Origin of the sequence: Gemmatimonas aurantiaca (genome assembly GCF_037190085.1) — a bacterium.
GTDB lineage: Bacteria > Gemmatimonadota > Gemmatimonadetes > Gemmatimonadales > Gemmatimonadaceae > Gemmatimonas > Gemmatimonas aurantiaca_A.
In genome coordinates this window covers 75,669-97,075 of the sequence record NZ_JBBCJO010000009.1, presented here as the reverse complement: position 1 = coordinate 97,075, position 21,407 = coordinate 75,669, and the positions used below count along the sequence as shown (strand labels likewise).

Sequence of the window (21,407 nt, the reverse complement as noted above, 5' to 3'; positions counted from 1 at the left end):
GCCCGCCCGCAGGCGATCGGGATTTCAACACCTCGGGACTTGCCGCTGCGGTTGGCGATGGTATCAGAGACGGCCGGAGGAATTGTCATAGAGGCTACTCACCCCCCGCGCACACTGGCCGCTGATGCCCGCCATTGGATAGCTTTCGAAGTTTCACCACACGACCCCCGCCGGCTCCCGCTCGGACCGTAGCTCAGGCTTCGGGTCCCCACCTGAGGTCCACGTACCCCCGCATGGGGCGGCCCTACGCTTCCGAACTTTCGGCCTTTCCCGAGACCTACCACTGGTCGCTCGGCATCGACATCGACGCCTACGTCGCCCTTATCAGGCGTGCGGCGCGCTACCCGCTCGTCGCCATCGGGTCGGGCGGCTCGCTCTCGGCCGCCCAGTTCTGCGCCGATTGGCACCAAGCGGCTACCGGGCGTCTGGCCAAGGTGCTTACGCCCCTCGAGGAGGTCGCGGCCGGGGCTGGACTAAACGGGGTAGCGGTTGCCGTGTTGAGTGCTGGGGGACGGAATGCAGACATTCGGCGTGCGTTCGCCGCATCGGCGGGGGCCGAGCCACCGGTGAGCTGGATCCTCACGGGCGCCCCGAGCAGCCCCTTGGCCAGCGCGGCCCGCGAGGCGTCGACCGCTCCCGGCGTGATCGCCGTCCGCCCGCCGACGGGGCGGGATGGTTTTCTCGCGACGAACTCGCTCCTCTCTTTCGCCGTCCTGACGCACCGGGCGTATGTGTCGGCGCTCGACAGCCGGCCGCACGGGAGCCGTGCTGTCGGTGACGAGACCCTGCCGGGTACGTGGCAGGAGTTCGCCGGGGCCGGGGTGTCGCTCGTCGGCACCCAGGCGGAGCAAATTTCAGCCGCTTCGACGTTGATCGTGCTCCACGGATACACGACCCGCGCGGCTGCGGTGGACCTCGAGTCGAAGTGCACCGAGGCGGGCCTCATGCAGGTGCAGCTTGCAGACTTCCGCAACTTCGCGCACGGGCGGCACCACTGGATCGCGAAGCACCCGGACACGGCTGTGCTTGCCCTCGTCGCGCCCGAGGACGAGCGCTTGGCCGATCGCACGCTCGCGCTCCTCCCGCGGGTCGTGCCCCAAGCGAAGCTTGAGGTGCCCGCATACGGGTTCCGTGGCGCACTCCGAGCACTTGTCGATGTGATGCGGCTTGTCGAGACCATCGGACGCGTGAAGGGCATCGACCCGGGACGGCCGGGCGTGCCCGCATTCGGCGGCAAGCTCTACTCGCTCCGGGGCATCGACCTCGTCGATCCTGTGAGGCCCGCGCGGGCCGCGAAAGCGGAGAAGGTAAGGTCGCCGCACGGGCGGCAGGCGGAGACGTGGTCGTCCGACGTGGAGCGGGCCATTGCGCGGAAGGTGCGACGTCCCTTCGCGGGCTTGTCGGACGACGACCGAGCGTCGTGGCTCGCAGCTTATGCGGCGGCCCGCGACGCCCTCGCTGGCCGCACGTTCGCCGGAATCGCGTTCGACTATGACGGCACACTCGTCGACGCGTCGGACCGCTTCCGTGGTCCGCGCACGGAAGTCGCAAACGCGCTGGTCCGGCTCCTTGGGCACGGGATCACCCTCGGCATCGCGTCGGGACGTGGTCGCTCAGCCGGCAACGAGCTGCGGGCGGTTCTGCCTCGTGAGCACTTAGGCCGAGTCCTCATGGGGTACTACAACGGCGGCGAGGTGGCCCTGCTTGCGGACACAGACGCACCGGACCGCACCGAGCCGATCGACGGCAGCTTGGCGGCGCTCGCGGCCGCGATTCGTGCGACGCGCGCCTGCTCGATGGCAGAACTTACGATTCGTCGGCAGCAGATCACGCTGGAGCCTCATGACGTGTCCCGCGTGAACGAGGTGTGGGCCGCCGTCGAAGGCGTCGTGCTTCGCGAAGGCGGCGGCGCGCGTGTCGTGCGATCGAGTCATTCGATTGACGTCCTCGCGCCCGGTGTCTCGAAGCGCAACCTCGTCGAGGCGATGCGGTCGCATCTCGGTGCGCCCGCCGATGCCCCGATCCTCCGCGTCGGAGATAGGGGCACGTGGCCGGGCAACGATGCGGAACTGCTGGCGGATCTCGACGGCGTCAGCGTGGACGAGGTGTCTGGAGACCCCCTCGCGGCGTGGAACTTCGCGCCGGCGGGCGTGCGCGGCGTGGCGGCGACGCAAGCGATCCTCGAACAAGTCATCGCGCAGGACGGCGTGGCGCGCATCGTGTGGAACGGCGCCGCGGGGACGGTACGGCGCCGCCGTGCCGCCGTAACGGACGTCCCTCAAGCAGCCGACACATGAACGAGGAACTCGGGCTCAAGCTCTTGGCCAACCTGCTTGAGTGGAGGGACGAGGCGCGCGTCGAGTACCAGTGGCTCAAGTTCATGGCCCGATACAAGTACGACGGGTACCAGGACTTCGTCGCAGGGAAGCGATTCCTCGCGAGCCTGATCAGCTGGCTGCGTCAGTTCCCAACGGTCGCGGAGCGGCGCGCCGCATACTGCTTCATGCGTGAACGCCTGGTGTACCTCGGCCCGGCCGAGGTCAACCACCTCGTTCGCCGCACCTACCACGAAACTATCCGTCCCCGGCTCGGCCGCGCCGTCGCGGCGCGGCTCGACGTACCGGAATACCTCATTTGGTCGCACCCAGACGCGCACGAGACCTACAACCGCCTGCTCCGAGCCTCGCTCTTCTTCGGCCTCAGTGACGGCGCGCGGATCGACGTCTTCCGGCGAGCGAATACAGGCATCATCAGCAACGAGCAGGTGCTGGTCGCGCCGCAGATCCACGAGTCGAAGTGGAAGAGTGTCCTCAAGAGCCTGCGAAAGGAGCGGGGAGCGGACGCGCAGTTCGAGTTCGTCTTCCTGCTCGACGACTTCACCGCGAGCGGCGCGACGCTCGTACGCTACGACGCCGACGACACGGAGTGGACGGGGAAGCTGGTGCGCTTCTGGGAGGATGTTCAGCCATACTTGACGACGCACTTCACCGCGAACTGGACCCTCGGTGTACACCACTACGTGGCGAGTCATGACGCGCGAACGAACATCCACCAGCGCGAGGCGCTGATCCGGAGCGAAAAGCCGGCCGCGCAGTGGTTCGGCGCGCCCGTCGAGTTCACCTTTGGCACCGTGTTGCCGGCGAGCCTCAAGCTCGACCCGTCGCGCGATAGTGAGTTCCTTGCGCTGGTCGATTCGTACTACGACCCCGCGATCGAGACTAGGCACACGGACGTCGGCGGCGATTCTGTCGCCCGCGGCTTCGGTGCGTGCGCGCTCCCGCTCGTCCTCGAACACAACACGCCGAACAACTCCGTCGCGCTGCTCTGGGCGGAGTCGGTCGGCGCGGACGGGCGGCACGCGATGCGGCCCCTATTCCGGAGACGGCAACGGCATGTGTAGGACTGGCTTATCTTCGCACTATCGACGCGGGCATCACCCGGTTCGCGGCGTACGCGCATGACGACGCCCGCGACCGACCTCAACCCCTTCGCGCAGCGGGCGACCGAGCGCCTACGCGACGACGAGGCGTTTCTCGAGATCGTCAGCCCTGAGCCGCTGTCGACTTTCCTCGCCGACGCAGGTCGCTCGGGTCTCCTCTACGAGATGCTTGCGGTCGTCGCGGGAGCCCCGGGCAGTGGGAAGACGACCCTCGCACGCCTGTTTCAGTTCCCAACGCTGATCACGCTCCTCAGGAACCAAAACTTCGGCTCGTACCGGCCGCTCCTGGGCGCGCTGACCGCGTCAGGCGCGCTTCGCGACGAACTCCCCACGGTACTGGCGGGCCGGCTCCCGATGGAGTCGAACTACCGCGACATGTGGGAGTTCCCGTATGAGGACGACCTGAAGATCGGCCTCCTGACGGCGCTGATCCAGGCGCGTGCCGTGCTCGCGTGGCTGCGCGCATTGCGCGCCGTGGGAGTGAAAGAGGCGGACGTCGAGTTCATCCCTCGCGAGGACGCCGCGGCGGCGGTCGAAAGCATGGGTGGCACGCAGGGATCCACAGTCGGCGACCGGGCGAGGGCCGTCGAGGCGGCGCTGTACGCCATCGCCGGTGCCCTGGTGGCCCCGGACGTCTCGCAACTCCCGCCGGCGGCGACGGGCGCGTACCGACCGTTTGATGTCATCGAGCGTGTGCGAGTGCGCCTCGACCTGCAGGGGGTTCCGCGGACTGTCGATCTCCGCCCACTGCTCATCCTCGACGACGCGCACGCGCTGCACCCCGAGCAGTTCACCGGCATGAAGCGCTGGCTCGCCGGACGCGAGCTGCGGATCGCGCGCTGGATGCTAACGCGCCTGGACATCCTTACCCCGCGCGAGGTCTTGCAGCAGGTGTACGCGCGCGTGGAGGACGAGTCGCCGGCCCTGATGGGGACGCGGGACTTCCTGCCCATTGCGCTCCAGAGCGGCGGCGACGAGCAGAACCGGCGGGAGCCCCGTATCCTCTTCCGCAAGATGGCCAAGGACATGGCGGGCAGATATCTGCGCCGGATGCCCGTGTTCGAGCGGAAGGGCTTGCGGCGGCTCGAGGACCTGCTGAGCACCGAGGAGCCTACTCTCGCGCAGAGCAAGCTCGAGGAGCTCCGGCGCTCGGTCAACGCGACACAGCGGCGCTTGAGCATTGCCCCGGCGCGGCGGACGGCGCTCGAACAAGAGATCGCGCGGTACGCAGAGTCGACGAAGAACACACGCGTAACCCCCGACGTCGGGCTCGCGATGCTCAACATCATGATGCACCGCTACGCGAACCGCATCCCGCAAGGGAACCTCTTCGGCATCGGGCCCGAGCCCGAAGGCCCGGAGCCCTCGCGCCCCGTCAAGGCGAAGAAGGAGATCGTGGCGGGCGCTCGGCTCCATCTGCTGCACCGGTTCGATCGTCCCTTCTATTACGGGATCGACTTGCTCGCCGACGCGAGCACCGAGAACGCGGAGCAGTTCCTCCAGCTGGCGCGTCGCTTCGTCGACCTGTCGGAAGTGCAGATCACCCGGGGCAAGCGACCGACGCTCGACGCCGCGACGCAGCATCGACATCTACGGGAGCGCGCAGCGGAGATGCTCCAACAGTGGAGCTTCCCGTACTACCAGCGCGTGCAGCACCTGACGGACGTCCTTTCGAAGCGGTGTCTCGACAAGTCGCTCCGCCCCAGCGCAGTGCTGGGCGCCGGCGCCAATGCCTATGGCATTCGCCAGGACGAGTTCGAGCGTATCCCCCAGCTCAACCCCGACCTAGCGCGCGTTCTCCAGTTCGCGATTGCGTACAATGCGATGACGCTCGTGCCCGACTACGACTGCAAGAATGAGAAGTGGTGCCTGCTTGAGCTGGGCGGGCTTGTGATCGTCCGGACGGGACTCACGCTCAACCGTGGCGGCTTCATCGAAGGCTCGGCCGACGACTTGGGCCGGATTCTCGCCACGACGGAGCAGCCCGCATGACGGCGGGGACGCAGCCGGCGGCCGGTCCTGCGCCCGCGGCCCGCGCGACGCGCGCGCCGGGTGGCATGGCGGCCGGGCAACGGCCGTTCCGGTGGGACTCGGCGGTAGGGTTCCGCGGTGCGGAGTTTCTGACCTTCGGTGCGCACTACTTCGGCGCCGACACACGCCGAGTCGTGCTTATCGCGGGCGCGGGCTTCGACCCGCGGGCCCCGCGCTTGGCGGAGCACCTCGCGCGATGGGCGCCGAGCCGCGTGTCGGCCGTGTTCGTGCGCGAGGAGCGTCCGATCCCGGACCCGCTTCTGCGCGCGCTCGCGGACGAGCATGCGGCTCGCATCCGCGCGGCGATACCGAACCTCACCGAGCAGACGCTCACGATCTTCGACCCGACGGACCTCGCGGTCGTGGGCGGGCGCCAGGCGGCCAACCTCGTCCGCACGATCCCGCTTGCGGGGACGACCGACGTCGTCGTGGACCTGAGCGCGCTGTCCGTGGGGACGAGCTTCCCCTTAGTGCGGGCGCTCCTCCAACTGGCCGCGGAGCACCGGTTCAACCTGCACACAACCGTCGTCGCCGACGCGGCGCTCGACGCGACGATTCTGCCGCAGCCGGCAGAGACGGCGACCGCGATCCACGGGTTTCGCGGGGAGTTGGGAATGGACCGGCGAGCGGACGCGGCGAAGCTCTGGCTGCCCCAGCTCGCGTTCGGACGACGAGAGCTGCTCGACCGGGTGCACGCCGAGCTGGGGCCACACGACACCTGTCCGATTCTGCCGTTCCCCGCGCACGACCCGCGTGTCGGAGACCAGCTTGTCGACGAGTACCTTCCGGCACTGATGGGGGCGTGGGACGTCGATCCGCGGAACATCATCTATGCGGCGGAGGACGACCCGCTCGACGTCTACCGGACGATCCTCGAACTCGACGACGCGCGGCGCCCCGTATTCGACGGCGACGGCGGGTCACTCTGCGTGCTCTCTCCGGCCGGGAGCAAGGTGTTGGGCCTCGGTGCCCTAATGGCCGCGACGGAGCGCGACTTCCCGATCCTCCACGTCGAGGCCGTGGGGTTCATCGCGGACGCGGCCGCCCTGCGCGAGTATACTGACGCACACGGCGCGTTCGCCCACGTCTGGCTGGCGGGGGATCCATACACTGTTGCCGCTCCCGCCGCTCCGGCTGGTCCCATCTCGCCATGACAGCACTCGACCCGCATGCCATGCTCCGCCTGACCCATTTGCTATGACCCACGGTGCGCTCGCCTCCGCCCCGCCCGACGTCGTCGGGCACATCCCATCCCCCCCCACCGTCGTAGGCACGGGGCTGGTGGCGCTCGACGTGATCTATGGACTCGACGAAGCCTGTGCACCGCGGCTCTTCGCGGGTGGGACGTGCGGCAACGTCATGACCGCGCTCGCGTTCCTCGGGTGGGCGAGCTACCCTGTCGCCCGGATCGAGCAGGACGCCGCAGGCGCACGCGTGCTCGCCGACCTTGCGTCGTGCGGGGTCCGAACGGATTTCGTCGCGCTGGCACCTCGCCGACCCACCCCGGTGATCGTCCAACGCATACGCGTCAACTCGGAGGGGCAGCTCGTTCATCGCTTCTCCACCCGGTGTCCGGGCTGCGGTGGGTTCTTCCCGCAGTACCAGCCGGTGCCGCGCGAGCCGATGGCCATCGTCGTAGACGCCATGCCAGCCCCCAACGTCGTGTTCCTTGACCGGGTGTCACCGGCGGCGGCGCTCCTGGCCGAGGCCGCGTACCTGCGCGGGTCGCTCATTTACTTCGAGCCGTCCGCGAAGAGCGACGCGCGCCTCGTCGAGCGGATCATGGCCGTGGCGCACGTGCTCAAGTATTCCGCGGACCGGGCGCATCACTTCGACCGCCCGCGGCAGCCCGTCGTCCCGTTGGAGATCGAGACGCTCGGCGCGGCCGGACTGCGCTACCGGGGCACGATGTTCGGGGCGAAGGGCCGCGCGTGGCGCACGCTCCCGAGCTTCGTCATTCCGCAGCTCCGCGACGCCGCCGGCGCGGGCGACTGGATGACCGCCGGCTTCATCGACTTTCTCGCTCACGCCGGCGCCGCGGGATTCGAGGGAGTGCCGCGTGACCTCGTCGAAGAGGGCCTCCGAACCGGGCAGGCGTACTCGGCGTGGACATGCGGCTTTGAAGGCGCCCGTGGCGGGATGTACCGGCAGTCGGTGCAGGACGTCCGAGACGTCGTCGTCAGGACTCTTGCCGCAGGTGCTGCAGGGGACGCGCCGACCGGTGCTATGTGCGACGCGCCGCTCGATATCTTCGAGGAACTGTGTGGTGGTTGTGGTTCGACAACCACGGGGCGCATTGCGCGCGGCGCCTGACCGGGTGCCTCTTGTCGCGCCACACCGGCGGTTGACGCACCCTCCATCCTCCTGCTTGGCGCCTGATCCCGTGCCGGTCTGGAAGCAGACCACGGTCTCGATCTCTCTCTCCCCCAAGCGACACGTGTACGACCGCACACGCGGCGATAGGGGCGGGTTCAGATGGTCGGACGCCCGCTATCGTTACCGCTCGCCGAGCGCGATCCCGCGTGCCAGAGTTGCGCGAGCCGTGTGATCACGCTCGTATCGCGCATCGGACCGGTGCTCCGTCCCCCCGTGTGCGAAATCATGACCCACGTAGCTTACGAAACGGTCGCAGGTGAGCCCGAGCCCTCGCCCGATCTTGACCACCGTTACCGGCCACAGATCGACCAGGGGCCTCTGCCCAGCGCAGATATCGGCGAACACGCGGCGGGGGACGCCCAATACATCCGGCGAGGCTGTCGCAAGGTCCGCAGGGATAGCGCCCCGCGCAGCGGGCCGCTGCGCCGGATGCCCGTCGGCGCTACACGTAGTCGCTGGCCAGCATGCTCTCATACAGCGCTCTCGCGCTCTCCGCCGCGTGAACCGCCGCCTGCACGTCGGGACGGGTGAGTTCGAGCGCGCGGAGCTTCCCGCCAACCTCCGTTACAGCACAGACCCGACGGAACACGCCCGCATGGCGGCTGGCGTACGTCGCAAGCCCGGCCAGCTTCGGGAGCGCGTCCGCGAGATGCACGCCATGCGGATCGACGATGTCCACGACAATCCGGCCATCGCCGGCATCGGCGAAGAAGAGGAAGTCGGGGCGCACCATCCGGATGTCACCGGCGTCCACGTAGGCCACACCAAGCGAATCCTGCGTCGGACGGTCCGGATTGCGATACCAGCACACAAGGCCACTTTGCTGCAGTTCGGTCTTGAGCACCTCGCCTTCCCATCCGTTCAGTTCCGCCGGATAGTCGCCATTCTCGTCGCAGAGCATGTGCAGCCGGTATGTGGGCAGCTTGGTCTCCCGACCGCCTGGCTCCCGTACCGACGTCCGTTCCCACACGGACAATGGCAGCACCAGTTCGATGTCCTGCGGTTCGCGACTCAGGGCGCTGATCTGCCGATACGCATCGCGGTGGTCGTCCGACAGTGCCGCGATGTCACCGCGGTACGTCGCCAGCCACTCGTTCGACAACTTCATGGCCTCGGCGTCGAACTGCACGCCGAGATTGTCCATCAGTCCGAGCGCGCCGATGTCTTCGCGCGCCTCGATGAGCGCGCCCTCGAAGTCATTGTCGGCCTCGGGCTTCTGCTTGGCTCGGTGTTCGGTATACGACCGCGCGATATCGGGGCTGATCACGCGCGCCGCCGTGCGATAGGCGTCAGCGATCACTGCGTCGTCTGCGGTCGCCTGGAATGTCGAGGATTGAGTGTCACCCTCCTTGATCTTTGCCACGATGGTGCGTCCCTCAACCGTCTTCACCGCGGAGCGCTTGGTTGTGAACTCGTAGCTGCGCGAACTGATGAACGCGTCCAGTGTCGCGTGCATCGCGGCGTGCGCCTTCTTTCCTGCTTCGGGGAGGATCTCGTCCGCCGCCAGCTCGTGGGCGAGTGCCGTCAGTCGGATTGCGGGGCGGGCCCCCTTCTGCGGTCGTGTCTGCGACGGCAGCGAGGTGAACGTATCCCACACGGCTTGGGGTACCGCAGGGTTCGGCTTCATCTCGACCGGGTTGATCAGCACGCGCCCGGACGGTGGTGCATCATCGCTGCCGTGCATGAGCGCGTCGACGACGGCGTGAACCGCCTTCTCATCGAAGTAGGGCAGGAGGCAGTCCACCGAGTTCAGTCGGTCGTTCCCAGGGATGCGTCTTGCCAGCGGCGTACGAACCATGCGGCCGAGCAACTGCGTGATGTGCGTGATGTCGACCGCGCGCCGGAACGAAACCATCACCTCAGCACGGGGGCAATCCCAACCCGTACTGATGGCATCCTTGGCGAGCAGGACACGGATCCATTTTTCGTCTTGCACGCGCTCCGGCGACACATGCGGCACCACATATGGACCGAATTCCTGCTTCGTGTGATCACCAAAGACGTGCGCGACACAGTCAGGTTGCAGCTCCGGCCACGTCTCGAACACGGCTTGCAGCCAGCGTCCCACGTCACTTTCGTTCGGCGTATTCGGTACCTGCAGCACCAGCAGCGGGGCGACGTGGTCGTCTTCCTGATCGGTGGCATAGCGCGCCCACTCCTCGCTCGATTCCTTTAGTTTCTCCGTGGCGCGCCGCACCAGCACTGTGTCGAAGCGGCCATCCTCCTTAGGAACGTCCAGCACGATGGTGTCCTTCAGCAGGCCCGAGTCCTGCACCCGCGTGGCGTCCACTTCCACGCTCGGCAGGGTGCTACGGCCCTTGGCGCCGTCCATCGCGCGATTGAAGCGCTCAACGGTCGCCGAAATGCCGATCACCACCGGGATCCCGGGCACGCCCCTCGCGCCGTTGATCAATCGCTTGACCAGCGTACTCTTCTCGCTCAGGGCCGCCCTGGTCGTGGCACCCATGCCGCGGTGAGCCTCATCCAGCACCAAGTAGAGGGTGAGTGACGGGTCTTCAATGGTGTTGCGGATGGTATCCCAAATGGTGTGTGATCGGGTATCCGCGCGCATCTCAGGGAACGCGTCGGGATCGCCGTCGTCGTCAAACCCGCGCACCAGCAGCGACTTCCTGCCCAGCTTCTGCGTGTTGAGGAAGTAGATCTTGCCGGCCTCGAATCGCTGACGATTGAAGCTGTTGTCCACGACGATGAGATCGGTGCTGCGCAGGCGATCCGCGGATGCCATCAGGCGAAAGCGTGTCTGCTCGTTGAGCGAGGGGTCATCGCTGAACCAGATGACCACGGCCCCGGGATCCCGGTCGAACTCGTAGACGTCATCGCCATGGAACAGAGCTTCGAACACGGCCGCCGCCATCACCGTCTTGCCGGCACCAGTCGGCGCGGTGAGCGAGAACGCATGGCGCTCGCCGTCTTCCTTCCACCGCTTCCGTGCCTTGCGCATGTTGACGAGCACATCGCGCACGGCATCGTCCTGGTAATCCTTGAGGGTGACCTTCATCCCTCGCTCCCGTTCGCAAAGGCAAAATTGGTGAGGTACGACTCGTATAGTCGGACCGGCTCGACGTGGTCGGGCAACCGGCGCGCTATGGCCTGAAACCGCCGGTCGTCATCGGTGACGATGTAGGCGATGGTCAGGTCCGGCACCTTGCGCACAGCCTTCAGGAAGGGCGTGGCCTGATCGGGCTCCGTCAGCAGGCCGTACGTCTGAACCACGGCCCAGCCGGATGGCGGGACCTTGTCGATCCGCTCCCCGCAGCTCCCCGCGCGCAACCAGAGCAGGGGAGCAATGCGGGCGAAGGCGACGTGGTGGCTCACCGCGATCGGAGTCTCGTAGGTGAGCGTGAAGAACTCTGCGTTCTCCAAGAAGCCGTCCGCCATTGGGAATTCGTCGGTGAACTTGTAAGCACCCTTGATCGGCGCACCATCCGGCGTCCTACCGGTGATGGCGGCAGCGATGCGCGGCTTGGTGATGAAATCACAGATGCCCAGCCGCTCCCATTCCGGGTCGCCAGGGCGCAGCCCCTTCGCGCGCAGATCAGCCTGCTCGCCAGCAGAGACTTCGTTGTTCGTGACGGAAATGCACTGCCGCTGGCCGCCATCCTGTTTGTTCAAGCGCATCACAGCGTGGGCCGCTGTACCCGATCCGGCAAAGAAATCGAGAATGAGGGCGCGGGGCTTCCGTGCGACGAACAACCGAAGAACGTCCTCAACGGCGTAAAGGCTCTTCGGGAAAGGGAACTTTCTCCCAGCGAGTAACGCGCGGACGGTCTTGTGCCCGTAATGCTCGGCGTTGTGTGACCTCAAGTTCCATTGCGTCGCCGGTGCCTTGGTTCCTTCCTCGTTGTAATGAGCGATGACGGACCCATCGGGGTTGTAGCCCGTGATTACCGCGCGACCTTCTTCGATATCTGCTATCGATCCACTTTTCAGGTATTGGATGATGTACGGCTGTGGTTTCCCCGGCTGGTGTCGACCTGCGCGTGCAAACCCCTTTTTCCATCGGTCGACGAATGTAGGTCCAGTGACCGACCAGTTCATTTCGGTTCCATCTTCGCGCACAGGGAATACGGCTACACATCCCTTCCGCGGGAGTATGGAATGGCGGTCTTGGTCATGCGGGAGCGGTTCACCCACGGCCTCAATCATGCCAGACTTCTGACTCACATAAATCGGATAGAACTGTCCTGGCCGCGTCCTCCGCACGGATTGTAGATCGCGTCGTCGCGCAGTTTGCCAGTCCAATCCTATTAACGCCGCGGCGTCTGCTTCATCTTCGTCCCCCGTCTCCTGCGGCTGATCGTCCTTCGACGTTCGACCTCTTGCCACTTCATCGGTTGGTCTGCTTGCAAGAATCGGCGTGCGGCTGGGGGTAACATCCTGCGTGCCGAATCGCAGGATAAAAATGTATTCGTCGACGCGCTTGAAGCCTTCGCTCACGCCAACACCCTTGGGGTTAATTAGCGTCGAGATCATACGAATATTCGCGTCTGTGAATACCTGCTGCAAAAGCAAGCCAAGGCGCAGATACTCCTTCTCATCAATCGTGACAATGAGCACGGAGTCGAGAGGATTCAGTAGTTCTTTCGCGAGCCGCAGTCGCCGCTCCATGAACGCCAACCACTTGCTGTGGCGGTAGATGTCATCGCCTTCGACATAGTCGTTGTTGTACTTCCAGTCCTTGGCTCCGGTGTTGTACGGCGGGTCGATGTATATCGCGTCGATCTTGCCACGGTGCGACCACGAGAGCGCCTTCAAAGCGTGGTAGTTCTCACCATTGATTACCGTGTGGTATGGCCGGTCCGGGCCGCCGCGCTCGACCTTGCCGGTGCTGACCAGCCCGGGGTAAATGGTGTCGTTGAACTCGGCCACCACGACCAGATCGTCGATGGCGACGCGCGTGACCTCGGGCTGCTCTGCATTGAGCAGCCGCAGATCCGCAACGCGCCGATCCCCCTCCTTGTGGAGCGCGATTACCTGCCATAGACGCTGGTCACCTTTCTTCGTGGCGCCGCGCTGCGGAAGCACGCGGGCCTTATCCCCGCGACGTATGGGCCTCTGAGGTAACTCGACGGCTTCGGGCCGGTGGCGTTCGAAGTTCAGTCCGAAGGATACCCGCGAGGATAGCGCGCGAAACTCACGCTCTAGGTCCGCGCCGAGCTGCGGGTTCTTCGCCTTGGTTTCGGCGATCAGATCAGTCAGTCGAGACACGTCGGATTCGAACTGATGATTGGGAATATATGGTCAGCGACCCACACGGTGCGGCGACGCGCATGGCAGACTACGACACGCCTAGCGCGCGGGCCATCTCTTCTCGGAGTGCTAGAGGCCAAGGGGGCAACATCCATGCCGCCGATCGCTTCGAAGACCGTGGGTCGGAGCATATCCAGTCGGTTCCGTCGGGTAGTCGAGGATCGCCTTGGTCGATCTAACGGCCAAGGCGACCTGCGAGCGCATGCATACAATGCAGCGGCGAAGCCGCCGCCTCCATAGCTTGCTCGTCGGCGGCGTTGACGTTCAGATCCGAAAGGGCCGCGAGCGCTACTGGGCATGTGATGATCGTTGCGTAGTTACTGTGTCGTTGTGCTATCGGGTGACGCACCCGCACGAGGTAGCGGCAGGCGCCGCTGACCGATCGGGCTCCCCGATTTCAGTGTTGGCATATGCCTAGGCTATGCGCATATTATAGGCATATGACTCGCAAAAAACCACCGCTCGGCGCACCATGGGCGGTCGCAGCCGCACTCCGAGAATGGCTGAAGACATCCGGCCGCACACAGGTTGATGTCGCGACGGAGCTTGGCGTCAGTCAGCCCCGGGTCTCACGGGTGCTTGCGGGCGCCTTTACCGATCGGTCGCGCGTGGCGCGGCGGATGTGTGCGATCGCGCATCTGAAGTTGCCTGTGGCTGCGGGAGGTACGACAGATCCAGAGGCCTACGTGGTGGCACTACGCGCGCAGTGGGGCGACGAGCTTCCGGATCCGGGACGACTCGTCGCTCTTCTACGCGCTGCAACGGACGTTTGCACTTCGTCGCGCACGTGACGGTTGGGTCGTCGTCTCGACGTATCAAGGAGACAAAAGCGGAGAGGACGTTTTCGCCGATGCCACGACGTTCCCTCTCACTGACCGCCTACCCTGCTCACGTCGAGCGCCATAATTGGGCAGCGGATTCTAACGGTGCGATGCGACTTGCAGCCCACCAGTGCGGCTAGTGCAGACATCACGCAAATCACGACGTGCTTCACCGGGGCCTGCGACCTATGAGAGCAAATGTCAGCTAGGTCGCCGAGCGATCTCGGAGCTGTCGTGTCCAAGTTCCCTCGCGCGCTCAGCCGAAATGGGAGGCGCGCCGGCATCGGACGACGTGAGCACCCAGTCCAGCAGACGCAGGGCGCCGTCCTCGTTGCCCGACGCAATGGCTTCGAGTGGCGTGAGGGGGTGACCATCAGCATCCACCAACATCGGTTGCGGCGCGGTCAGCAACCCGAACAGTTCTTCGGGCGACAGACGCGCCTGCGCCCGTTGGACCATCCGTTGCATGACGGGATGCGGACGCAACTCTCCTCTTCCTGAAAGCGTGAACTGCGCGACGGGATAGGTTAGCGCCTCATCAAGCCCCTCGAGCGCCAACACGCGTCCCTCCTCGCGCCAGCGGACGAAGCTGTCGCGGTCCACGCCCAGCTGCTCGAGCGCCTGCTCGGTCGTCCAGGCCCCTCCGGATGCCTCCACCGCGTCGGCGACGACCTTTCGGCCACGCGCCAAGACGCTCTCCCACGTCGAGGCGTCCGAGGACTTGGGTATCTCATGCGGAATCATGGGTACGCTCCGTGTCGCGGAATCTCCGATGAGTATGCATACACCTCGATCGGCTGCCTAGTCCAGTCACCCACGCGGGACGTGGCCAGAGGCGCCGTGATGCTCTGCTCATCCCTCCACGCATAGCCTGTTATCGCACGGCCAGCCCGAGCTCGGCGAGCACTTCGACGCGCAGTCGCCGGTCGGTCCAGGCCGCGTGCATGTGGCCGCAGATCAACTCGACAGGCGGGTCGCTGACACCCCCACCGAGGGCGCGCCACGCGTGCTCCACGAGCTCCGCGGAAGGATGCACGGTGGTGGTCTCGTCAGGATGCATCGCCCGCACAATCGACGCCGGCGGGGTGTGCGTGACAAGCAGATCGATGCCCCCGGCGGCGGTGACGTTCGCGAGCAGTCGGTCCACATCGGCCACCGTGACCCGCTCTTCGTCGGGCCACCAGTCACGGTCCGGCGTACGCCACATCGCCTCATGGAGGCTGTCCGCACCGCCAAGCACGCCCACCCGCAACGGACCGTCCTTGCCTGGCAGGGTCAGGACGGAACCCCGCGGGAGGAAGATGGCACCGGGCGCCACACAGGTGGGCGCGGTCAGGCCCCGCGTGAGGGGATACAGGTGGTGATTGCCGTCGAGGAAATACAGATCCTTCGCGGGACGCTGCCACCGTAGGCTTGCATCCATCGGCCGGGGCGGTAACGCGCGGCGCGAGCCATCCGACATCGGTGGGATATCCTGGTCCTCCGGCCACACCCAGAGGTCGCCCACTTGCACGATCGCGTCGACGTGGGGCGGCAGTCGATGGATCATCGCGTGCATCGGGCCCAGCAGATCGTGGACATCCCCCAGAAAGACGATCATCCTGCAATGTACGGGTTGGCATCGTAGTTCGCGGGCTGCTGCACTCGCACCGTTTCGGGTCTCCTTGATCGAACGACGACATATGCATGCGGTTTGTCCGGTCGGCTCGCTCGGAGAGCCCATCGTGCCGCAGTCGGGCCTCTCACTGCGGACGTACCGGACGCGCCTGCCGGGGAACGCTCGCTCCATGCGTTGCGCTGCAGGAAAGTTTTCAACACGCGTTACGACGTATGCTCCCGTTATGACCACTCTTGTCAGTCGTATATGCAATAGCGCCGGATCGACTCTTGCATTTCCCGATCATGCCTTCCACGCCGATTGCGGACAATAGCGCGCACCCGGAAGACGCACATTCCTATCCGAATGACTTTGTGCTCTCATCGGAGGTGCGTGGACGTCGGCGACGCCGACGGCAGACGCCCGTGCGCATGGCAGAGGGGCGCTCGCTGACGGATGAACTGATGGAGATCGCTGCGCAGGTCAATGCCATCGACAAGCTCGATGAGCGTCTGCAGCGTGCCATTCGGGGCGCATTGAAACGCCTCGTCCGCGCGCGCCCAGAACGGGCAGCCGCCGCGCAGGCCGACGTCGAGGCATTGATTCACCGTCTGCGCACCATGCTGCCCGCCAGCGCCGAGCAGGAGCCCAATGCTCCCGGTGCCATACCGACGATAGCGCCCCATCACGCGCTATTGGCGGTCCATGCGGAAGGCGTCGTCGTACCGAGTACGCGAGCACTGCCCAGGCGTCCGAGAGCGCCCGCAGCCTATCGGCTAGAGGAGGTCCCTGCTGCCATCGAGGCACCGGGGGCCAATGCCAGCTCCCAACGAATCCCCCACCGGGTCGCACGTGCCCAGGCCATGGCACTGCAGAACGCAAAATTTCTAGAGGAACACAATATGGCCTTGCGACTCATGGTGGTGATGGAGCGCCACGGCAATCTGCGGGCCGCGATGGAAGAGCTCCAGATCCCCATTCGTCGCCTCCGCTGGGCGCAACGCAAGATCGCGCAACACATGCGAGGCGCGCCCCTCTATGATCGACGACACCTGCGGCAGAACCCACCCACGGTGCTGACCCCGCTCGTGGAGCGAGACATTCTCGCCGTGTGGAATACCCATCCTGCCGCTACGATCACGGCCATTGTTCATGAAGTCCAGCAGCGGATCCAGCAACGCAATCACGAGCGGGCTGAACACCGCGCGTCATGGGAGACACCGCCGAGCGAAACGACCATTCGCCGCTATCTCCGCGCATTGCCGCAACCTCTCCAGGAGGCGCGCGGCGGTCACCTCAAGCACTTTCACACACAATCCCGTTTGGTCGGCATCGGCGATGCCGGGTTGTACCCCAACGACACCTGGGAGCTGGATTCCTCCGAAGTGCCGGTGTACGTCAAGCTGCGCGTCCAAGCGAGCGATGGGACGTGGACGCTGAAGGGGCACAAGATCTGGACGTCGACCGCGACGGACGTTTTCTCACGCGCGATCGTGGGCTACGCGCTGCAAGTCGGAAGCCCTGACGCCGAGCTTGGCATTGCAGCCCTGGCGAGTGGCATGTTGCACACCCCGACTTCGCATCGACCTTTCACCGGTGTCCCTCGGGAGATCCGGGTGGATCGCGGCCCCGAGTTTCAGGAACGGCTCCGGGAGCTGTTGGTGTGGCTCGACGTGGCCTTGACGGTCTCACCACCCCGGTCACCCAATACGCGTCCGTTCATCGAACGCATCTTTCACTCCCTTTGGGTCCGATTCTCGACGTCTCCGGGGTACGCGCCCGCAGAACGCGGCATTGCGCAGCGTGACGAGACGCGGGCGGCATCGTATCCCACGCTGGAGGAGTTCACGGAGGCGTTTCATCGCGCCGTGGCCGAATACAACCACCGTGTGCACTCGAGCACCGGCGAGGCACCGGTTGAGCGTTGGCACACCTCCGATGGCATCCGCGAGGTCCCGAGCACGGTGGCGCATCTGCTCCTCACACGTGACCCCACACGCCGTACCGTACGCTCCGGAGGCATTGAGTTTGGGAAGGCGGAATACACCCATCCGCTCTTACAAGATCACGGAGACCGTTCCGTGATTGTGCACTATAGCTTGCAACATCGGGAGCACGTGCATGTGCTGGATGCGGACACCCATGAGCACCTCTGCATAGCGAGTCTCCGCGCCATGATGTCCGGCGCCATTCGCCGGTCGACCGTGGCCTACAAAGCGGCGTTGTGCGCGCGTACGAAAGCGTATGTGGAACCGCCGCCACCCACTGCCGTGCTGCCGGCCGAAGTCCCGGAGCACCCGAACGCCGATGGGTCGCATCTGAAGAAGGATGTCGCGACGACCGATCGGGCGCAGTCCCGCCGCACCCCTACAGAGAGCCGGCGAAAGGAGAGGCGCAATGCATACCGTGAAGCGTGGCGAGCCAAGGATCTCGCGCCGCGGACTGACCCAGACACAGGGGAGACCCATGACGCTGCATCGTGAAGGATCGATACCGGTACGGGGCGAGGCGGCGTCCCGAATGGCGCGACCGTTCGAAACTGAGGCGCTGCGGCTCGCCACCGCCCGCGTGTTGAACGCGCACCAACAGCACGGCTTCATCGTGATGAGCGGACCACCCGGGGTGGGGAAGACCACGTGTGCGCACCACCTGGTCAGCCTGATCAACGAAGACGACGCGCTGGGAGTGGGGGTGCAAGCGGACACCTTCGAGGTGAGCGGGAAGCGCACCAGACCCTCGTCTCATCAGTCTGTGCGTGGTCCGCTGCGGGAACTGTATGCTCGGTACTTCGGCACGTTGCCGAGCACCCTGTTCCAGCGCGATTCAGAACACGCCGTCACACGACGCGTCGTCGCGACCCTGCGGCAGCGCGGTCTCCAGGTGCTGTTGCTCGATGAAGCAGGGACGTATGCGGCCGAAGAACTTCGCGGGCTTTCGATGCTCCTCAATATCAGTCGCGAAGAGAGTTGGCCGCTCACGGTGGTCCTGATCGGAATGGATGATATCGCCAAGACGGTGGAATCCTTGCCGCAGATTACATCGCGCGTCGTACGATGGATCTGGTTCGAACCGCTGAATCGCGAGGATTGGGAGGGGATCTACTCCGTGATCGTCCCCAGGTTATCCCGCGCCAAGCACCGCGCGATTCGCAGTTGGACGTGGAAGATCTGCGGCGGTTCGGCCCGGGCGTTGGACAAACTGCTGGTCGAGGTCGTCGGCCGGGCGGGCGACAGCGAGATCCCGCTGGAAGAGGTCACGCTCGATTTCGTGAAAGCCGTGCACGAGGACATGGAGGAGGAATGGCGGATGGTACGGACGCGTGGACGGCTTCGGACGTGGGGGGCTCCGAGCGCGGATGGTGACGATGTCGACGAGTAGCCCCAAACCCCCATGGCTGTCGCGACCTCCCACCCGTGATGCGGCCGAGGTCTTTGCTGCGTTGCAGCAATTGCAGGCCCTTGAGAGCAAAGGGTTCACGCCTCGGGAGGTGGCGGGCGCGTTACTACAAGTGAAAGTTGGCGAATCGATACCGCGACGCGAGGTTGCCATTGTTGGGCGAGCACTGGGACGCCTATTTGCCGCCGGCAAGGTGGATCGTGCGGCCTCCGATGCGGGCTATCGATATCGTACGGCCGACCACACCGAGCGAGGAGCCGTCCCGGCACGAGCGGTCGCGAGCTGCGTTTCTCGTCGCCAGGCGGTGCTGATGCTGCTTTTCGAGGCCTTCGAACGATGTGGGCGCCCCGTTCGACTCGAGGATGTGCTCGAACAGGCGACATGGACCTCAACGCCGTGGCCGCTGATCGCATCCGAACTGAGTAAGGATCTGACCAGTCTATTGCGGGGGCATCACATTCGCCTCGCGGCGACGTTGCGCGGACAGCATGGTGGCGCGCGCCTCTTTGTGCCGGCGGGAGCGCATGAGTCTACCGATGAGGTGCCGCGGCTCACGGTGCAGGAGGTTGCGTTACGAGCGTTCCAGCGTCAATGGGTGCGTCATCTGACGGAGGCGTTCCACGAAGGGCGCGCGGTGTACGCGGTGACCACCGGAGAGGTGCACGCGGAGGTCGAGCCACTCGAGGGGACCCACGACCCTCCCACACGCTTGGCGGTGATTGCGGCGCTCCGGTCGCTGGAACGCTCCACGCGGCCGATCATCAAGCGATTGGAGCTCGACGATCCACAGGATCCCGTTTGGATCCCGGCGGCCTTCGATCCGACGCTGGTGGACCGCGATCTGTCCGCCGCCACGTCGCGCCTGCGCGTGCAAGCCGCTGTGCGCCGCGCGATCGAACACATCGGTTCTGCGGCCGTGTCCTTCCCGGATCTCGACGATGAGGTGGCGTTGGACCCGCACCTCGCGGTAGGCGGCCCTGACGCTATCCGCCGTCGAGTGGAGTCGTTGGTGCGGGACACGTTTTCCGTGCCGGGGGTCGGCAAGTCGGCACGGGTGCGCCCGATCCTCGTAGCGTTGGGGGTGGTCGCCGGACGTTACTACTTCACCCTCAATGAGGAGCGCGAAGGAGGCGAGGCAACGATAGCCTTGCTCGAACTCCAGGAGCAGCTCGCCAGCGCTCGCGTTCGCAAGTATATCGACGAACTACGGCTATCTCAGAATGCTGGAATCCGTGATGCCCGCGTGTCGGCCCTGAGACAGTATTTTCGGGATCGTCGTCGCGATGTGACGCGATTGGCGGGCGCTCGCGGGCTTCGCACACGAGGTGAGCATCTTGTGAGCACGCTCCGAGAGGTACTCGACCAAGCCGAATCCGATCTCGCTGCATCAACGAGGTCTGACGGAGAAGCCGACGCCGGTCGAGATGCCTCCGAAGCCTCGGCGCCGCTCTGGACGGCCGCCGAGGTCTGTGTCGCGTATCGGCGTGTGGTCGCGAACGCGCGGTGTGATGGGACACCGACCACGACGGCGAAGTTGTTGGGCGGTGACTTGCTGCGGGTACACAACCCAGACTTCACGCACCAGACCGCGAAGACTGCGATCAATGCAGAACGCACGCTCTATGATCGGGCCGACGTCCTGATGTCACTCGCCGTTGGCCATGGTGGGCCGGTGGTTCATGATCTCGGAAGGGCGGCGAAACGGGAGCTGGGACTGCTGCGCGATGTCAAACCTGTGCTGGAGGCGGCCATGTCACCGGTCGCATCGGAACGTCGCCTTGCCGTGTCGGCACTCGCCTTCCTGCAAGACGGGGAAGGGCTGAGACTGATGCAGGCGTGCCTGGAGCACGACCCTGATCCGGGGACTCGTATGGCGGCGCTCTGCGGGCTGGGATTGGCCGGCGAGGATATCTCGTCGGCCATCGCTCGGATGGCCCGCAATGACGCGTCGGGTCCGCTACGCGCATGGGCCGCGCGAGCCGTCTCCAGCCTTCGCTTCGAGCCGCGGGGGATCTGGGCGCTCTGATAATCGAGAATTCGGTATCATTGGTATCATCCACGGTTCGTCCCAAGAGCGAATGATACGAATGATTCGCTGAGATCGAATGATGCGAATATTGCCGTCGGTTGAGTTTTTCTGCCCAAAACCGTATACGCCAGGAAAAGGGGGGAGCGCCTCGGCTTAGGCCTCCATGAACCGGGCCCTGGTCGGCTGACCAGAGCCCTTGGATTTACGAGAGGTGGCGGAGCTCGTTTGAGCGTCCTCTCGGCCGCAGTCCGGCCGGAGCGCAGAGCACACAGAAATGGCAAAGTCACGTCTTCGTCCGTGCGGAGGCAGCGTCCGATCGGCCAAGGTGGTCGACGAACCTGCGGGTGTCACTAGGTAGCCATATGTATCGTAATTTGATACAATAGTGACTTGATTGACATCAACAAACAGACGAAATAGAGTGTCATGGGTGCCTCTCTTGTATCA

Annotated in this window: 12 protein-coding genes; 8 read left to right on the top strand and 4 right to left on the bottom strand. The window is 65.3% G+C overall.

The window, feature by feature from the left end:
* Positions 1-233: 233 nt before the first annotated feature.
* From WG208_RS11835 to WG208_RS11815, 5 genes are read left to right on the top strand one after another with little or no spacing between them, the layout of a single operon-like run.
* Positions 234-2,297, top strand: a complete 2,064-nt coding sequence (locus tag WG208_RS11835; RefSeq protein ID WP_337171570.1) for a hypothetical protein — start codon at positions 234-236, stop codon at positions 2,295-2,297.
* Positions 2,294-3,400, top strand: a complete 1,107-nt coding sequence (locus tag WG208_RS11830) for a hypothetical protein (protein ID WP_337171569.1) — start codon at positions 2,294-2,296, stop codon at positions 3,398-3,400. Before WG208_RS11835 ends, WG208_RS11830 begins: the two co-directional genes overlap by 4 nt.
* A gap of 57 nt (positions 3,401-3,457) precedes the next feature.
* Positions 3,458-5,431, top strand: coding sequence for a hypothetical protein (locus tag WG208_RS11825; protein WP_337171568.1), 1,974 nt, complete (start codon positions 3,458-3,460; stop codon positions 5,429-5,431).
* Positions 5,428-6,624, top strand: coding sequence for a hypothetical protein (locus tag WG208_RS11820; RefSeq protein WP_337171567.1), 1,197 nt, complete (start codon positions 5,428-5,430; stop codon positions 6,622-6,624). Before WG208_RS11825 ends, WG208_RS11820 begins: the two co-directional genes overlap by 4 nt.
* Before the next feature lie 43 nt (positions 6,625-6,667).
* Positions 6,668-7,783, top strand: a complete 1,116-nt coding sequence (locus tag WG208_RS11815; protein WP_337171566.1) for a carbohydrate kinase family protein — start codon at positions 6,668-6,670, stop codon at positions 7,781-7,783.
* Between the two features lie 505 nt (positions 7,784-8,288).
* Here the strand turns inward: WG208_RS11815 and WG208_RS11810 are convergent.
* The 4 genes from WG208_RS11810 to WG208_RS11795 form a co-directional block, all read right to left on the bottom strand.
* Entirely contained in the window at positions 8,289-10,865 is a 2,577-nt protein-coding gene (locus WG208_RS11810) for a DEAD/DEAH box helicase family protein (RefSeq protein WP_337171565.1), read from the bottom strand.
* Entirely contained in the window at positions 10,862-13,075 is a 2,214-nt protein-coding gene (locus tag WG208_RS11805) for a DNA methyltransferase (protein WP_337171564.1), read from the bottom strand. Before WG208_RS11805 ends, WG208_RS11810 begins: the two co-directional genes overlap by 4 nt.
* 1,064 nt (positions 13,076-14,139) lie before the next feature.
* Positions 14,140-14,682 carry a hypothetical protein gene (locus WG208_RS11800; protein WP_337171563.1) on the bottom strand — a complete coding sequence of 181 codons (543 nt, stop codon included), beginning with the start codon at positions 14,680-14,682 and terminating at the stop codon, positions 14,140-14,142.
* A gap of 130 nt (positions 14,683-14,812) precedes the next feature.
* Positions 14,813-15,538, bottom strand: a complete 726-nt coding sequence (locus tag WG208_RS11795) for a hypothetical protein (protein ID WP_337171562.1) — start codon at positions 15,536-15,538, stop codon at positions 14,813-14,815.
* A 302-nt stretch (positions 15,539-15,840) separates the two neighbouring features.
* Between WG208_RS11795 and WG208_RS11790 the strand changes: the two genes are divergently transcribed.
* Genes WG208_RS11790 through WG208_RS11780 form a run of 3 tightly spaced genes read left to right on the top strand, consistent with a single transcriptional unit; the run spans position 15,841 to position 20,957 of the window.
* The gene (locus WG208_RS11790; RefSeq protein WP_337171561.1) at positions 15,841-18,018 is read left to right on the top strand and encodes a Mu transposase C-terminal domain-containing protein; all 2,178 of its coding nucleotides are present in this window, start codon (positions 15,841-15,843) and stop codon (positions 18,016-18,018) included.
* Positions 18,002-18,913, top strand: coding sequence for an ATP-binding protein (locus tag WG208_RS11785; protein WP_337171560.1), 912 nt, complete (start codon positions 18,002-18,004; stop codon positions 18,911-18,913). The genes WG208_RS11790 and WG208_RS11785 overlap by 17 nt, the downstream gene beginning before the upstream one ends.
* Positions 18,900-20,957, top strand: a complete 2,058-nt coding sequence (locus WG208_RS11780; RefSeq protein WP_337171559.1) for a hypothetical protein — start codon at positions 18,900-18,902, stop codon at positions 20,955-20,957. Before WG208_RS11785 ends, WG208_RS11780 begins: the two co-directional genes overlap by 14 nt.
* The last annotated feature ends 450 nt before the right edge of the window (positions 20,958-21,407 follow it).

Excerpts from the sequence above, each read along its gene's own strand:
- WG208_RS11815 (WP_337171566.1), top strand. The coding sequence starts at position 6,668 with ATGACCCACGGTGCGCTCGCCTCCGCCCCGCCCGACGTCGTCGGGCAC.
- WG208_RS11780 (WP_337171559.1), top strand. The coding sequence starts at position 18,900 with ATGTCGACGAGTAGCCCCAAACCCCCATGGCTGTCGCGACCTCCCACC.
- WG208_RS11830 (WP_337171569.1), top strand. The coding sequence starts at position 2,294 with ATGAACGAGGAACTCGGGCTCAAGCTCTTGGCCAACCTGCTTGAGTGG.
- WG208_RS11820 (WP_337171567.1), top strand. The coding sequence starts at position 5,428 with ATGACGGCGGGGACGCAGCCGGCGGCCGGTCCTGCGCCCGCGGCCCGC.
- WG208_RS11800 (WP_337171563.1), bottom strand. The coding sequence starts at position 14,682 with ATGATTCCGCATGAGATACCCAAGTCCTCGGACGCCTCGACGTGGGAG.
- WG208_RS11785 (WP_337171560.1), top strand. The coding sequence starts at position 18,002 with ATGACGCTGCATCGTGAAGGATCGATACCGGTACGGGGCGAGGCGGCG.
- WG208_RS11795 (WP_337171562.1), bottom strand. The coding sequence starts at position 15,538 with ATGATCGTCTTTCTGGGGGATGTCCACGATCTGCTGGGCCCGATGCAC.
- WG208_RS11790 (WP_337171561.1), top strand. The coding sequence starts at position 15,841 with ATGCCTTCCACGCCGATTGCGGACAATAGCGCGCACCCGGAAGACGCA.
- WG208_RS11825 (WP_337171568.1), top strand. The coding sequence starts at position 3,458 with ATGACGACGCCCGCGACCGACCTCAACCCCTTCGCGCAGCGGGCGACC.
- WG208_RS11835 (WP_337171570.1), top strand. The coding sequence starts at position 234 with ATGGGGCGGCCCTACGCTTCCGAACTTTCGGCCTTTCCCGAGACCTAC.
- WG208_RS11810 (WP_337171565.1), bottom strand. The coding sequence starts at position 10,865 with ATGAAGGTCACCCTCAAGGATTACCAGGACGATGCCGTGCGCGATGTG.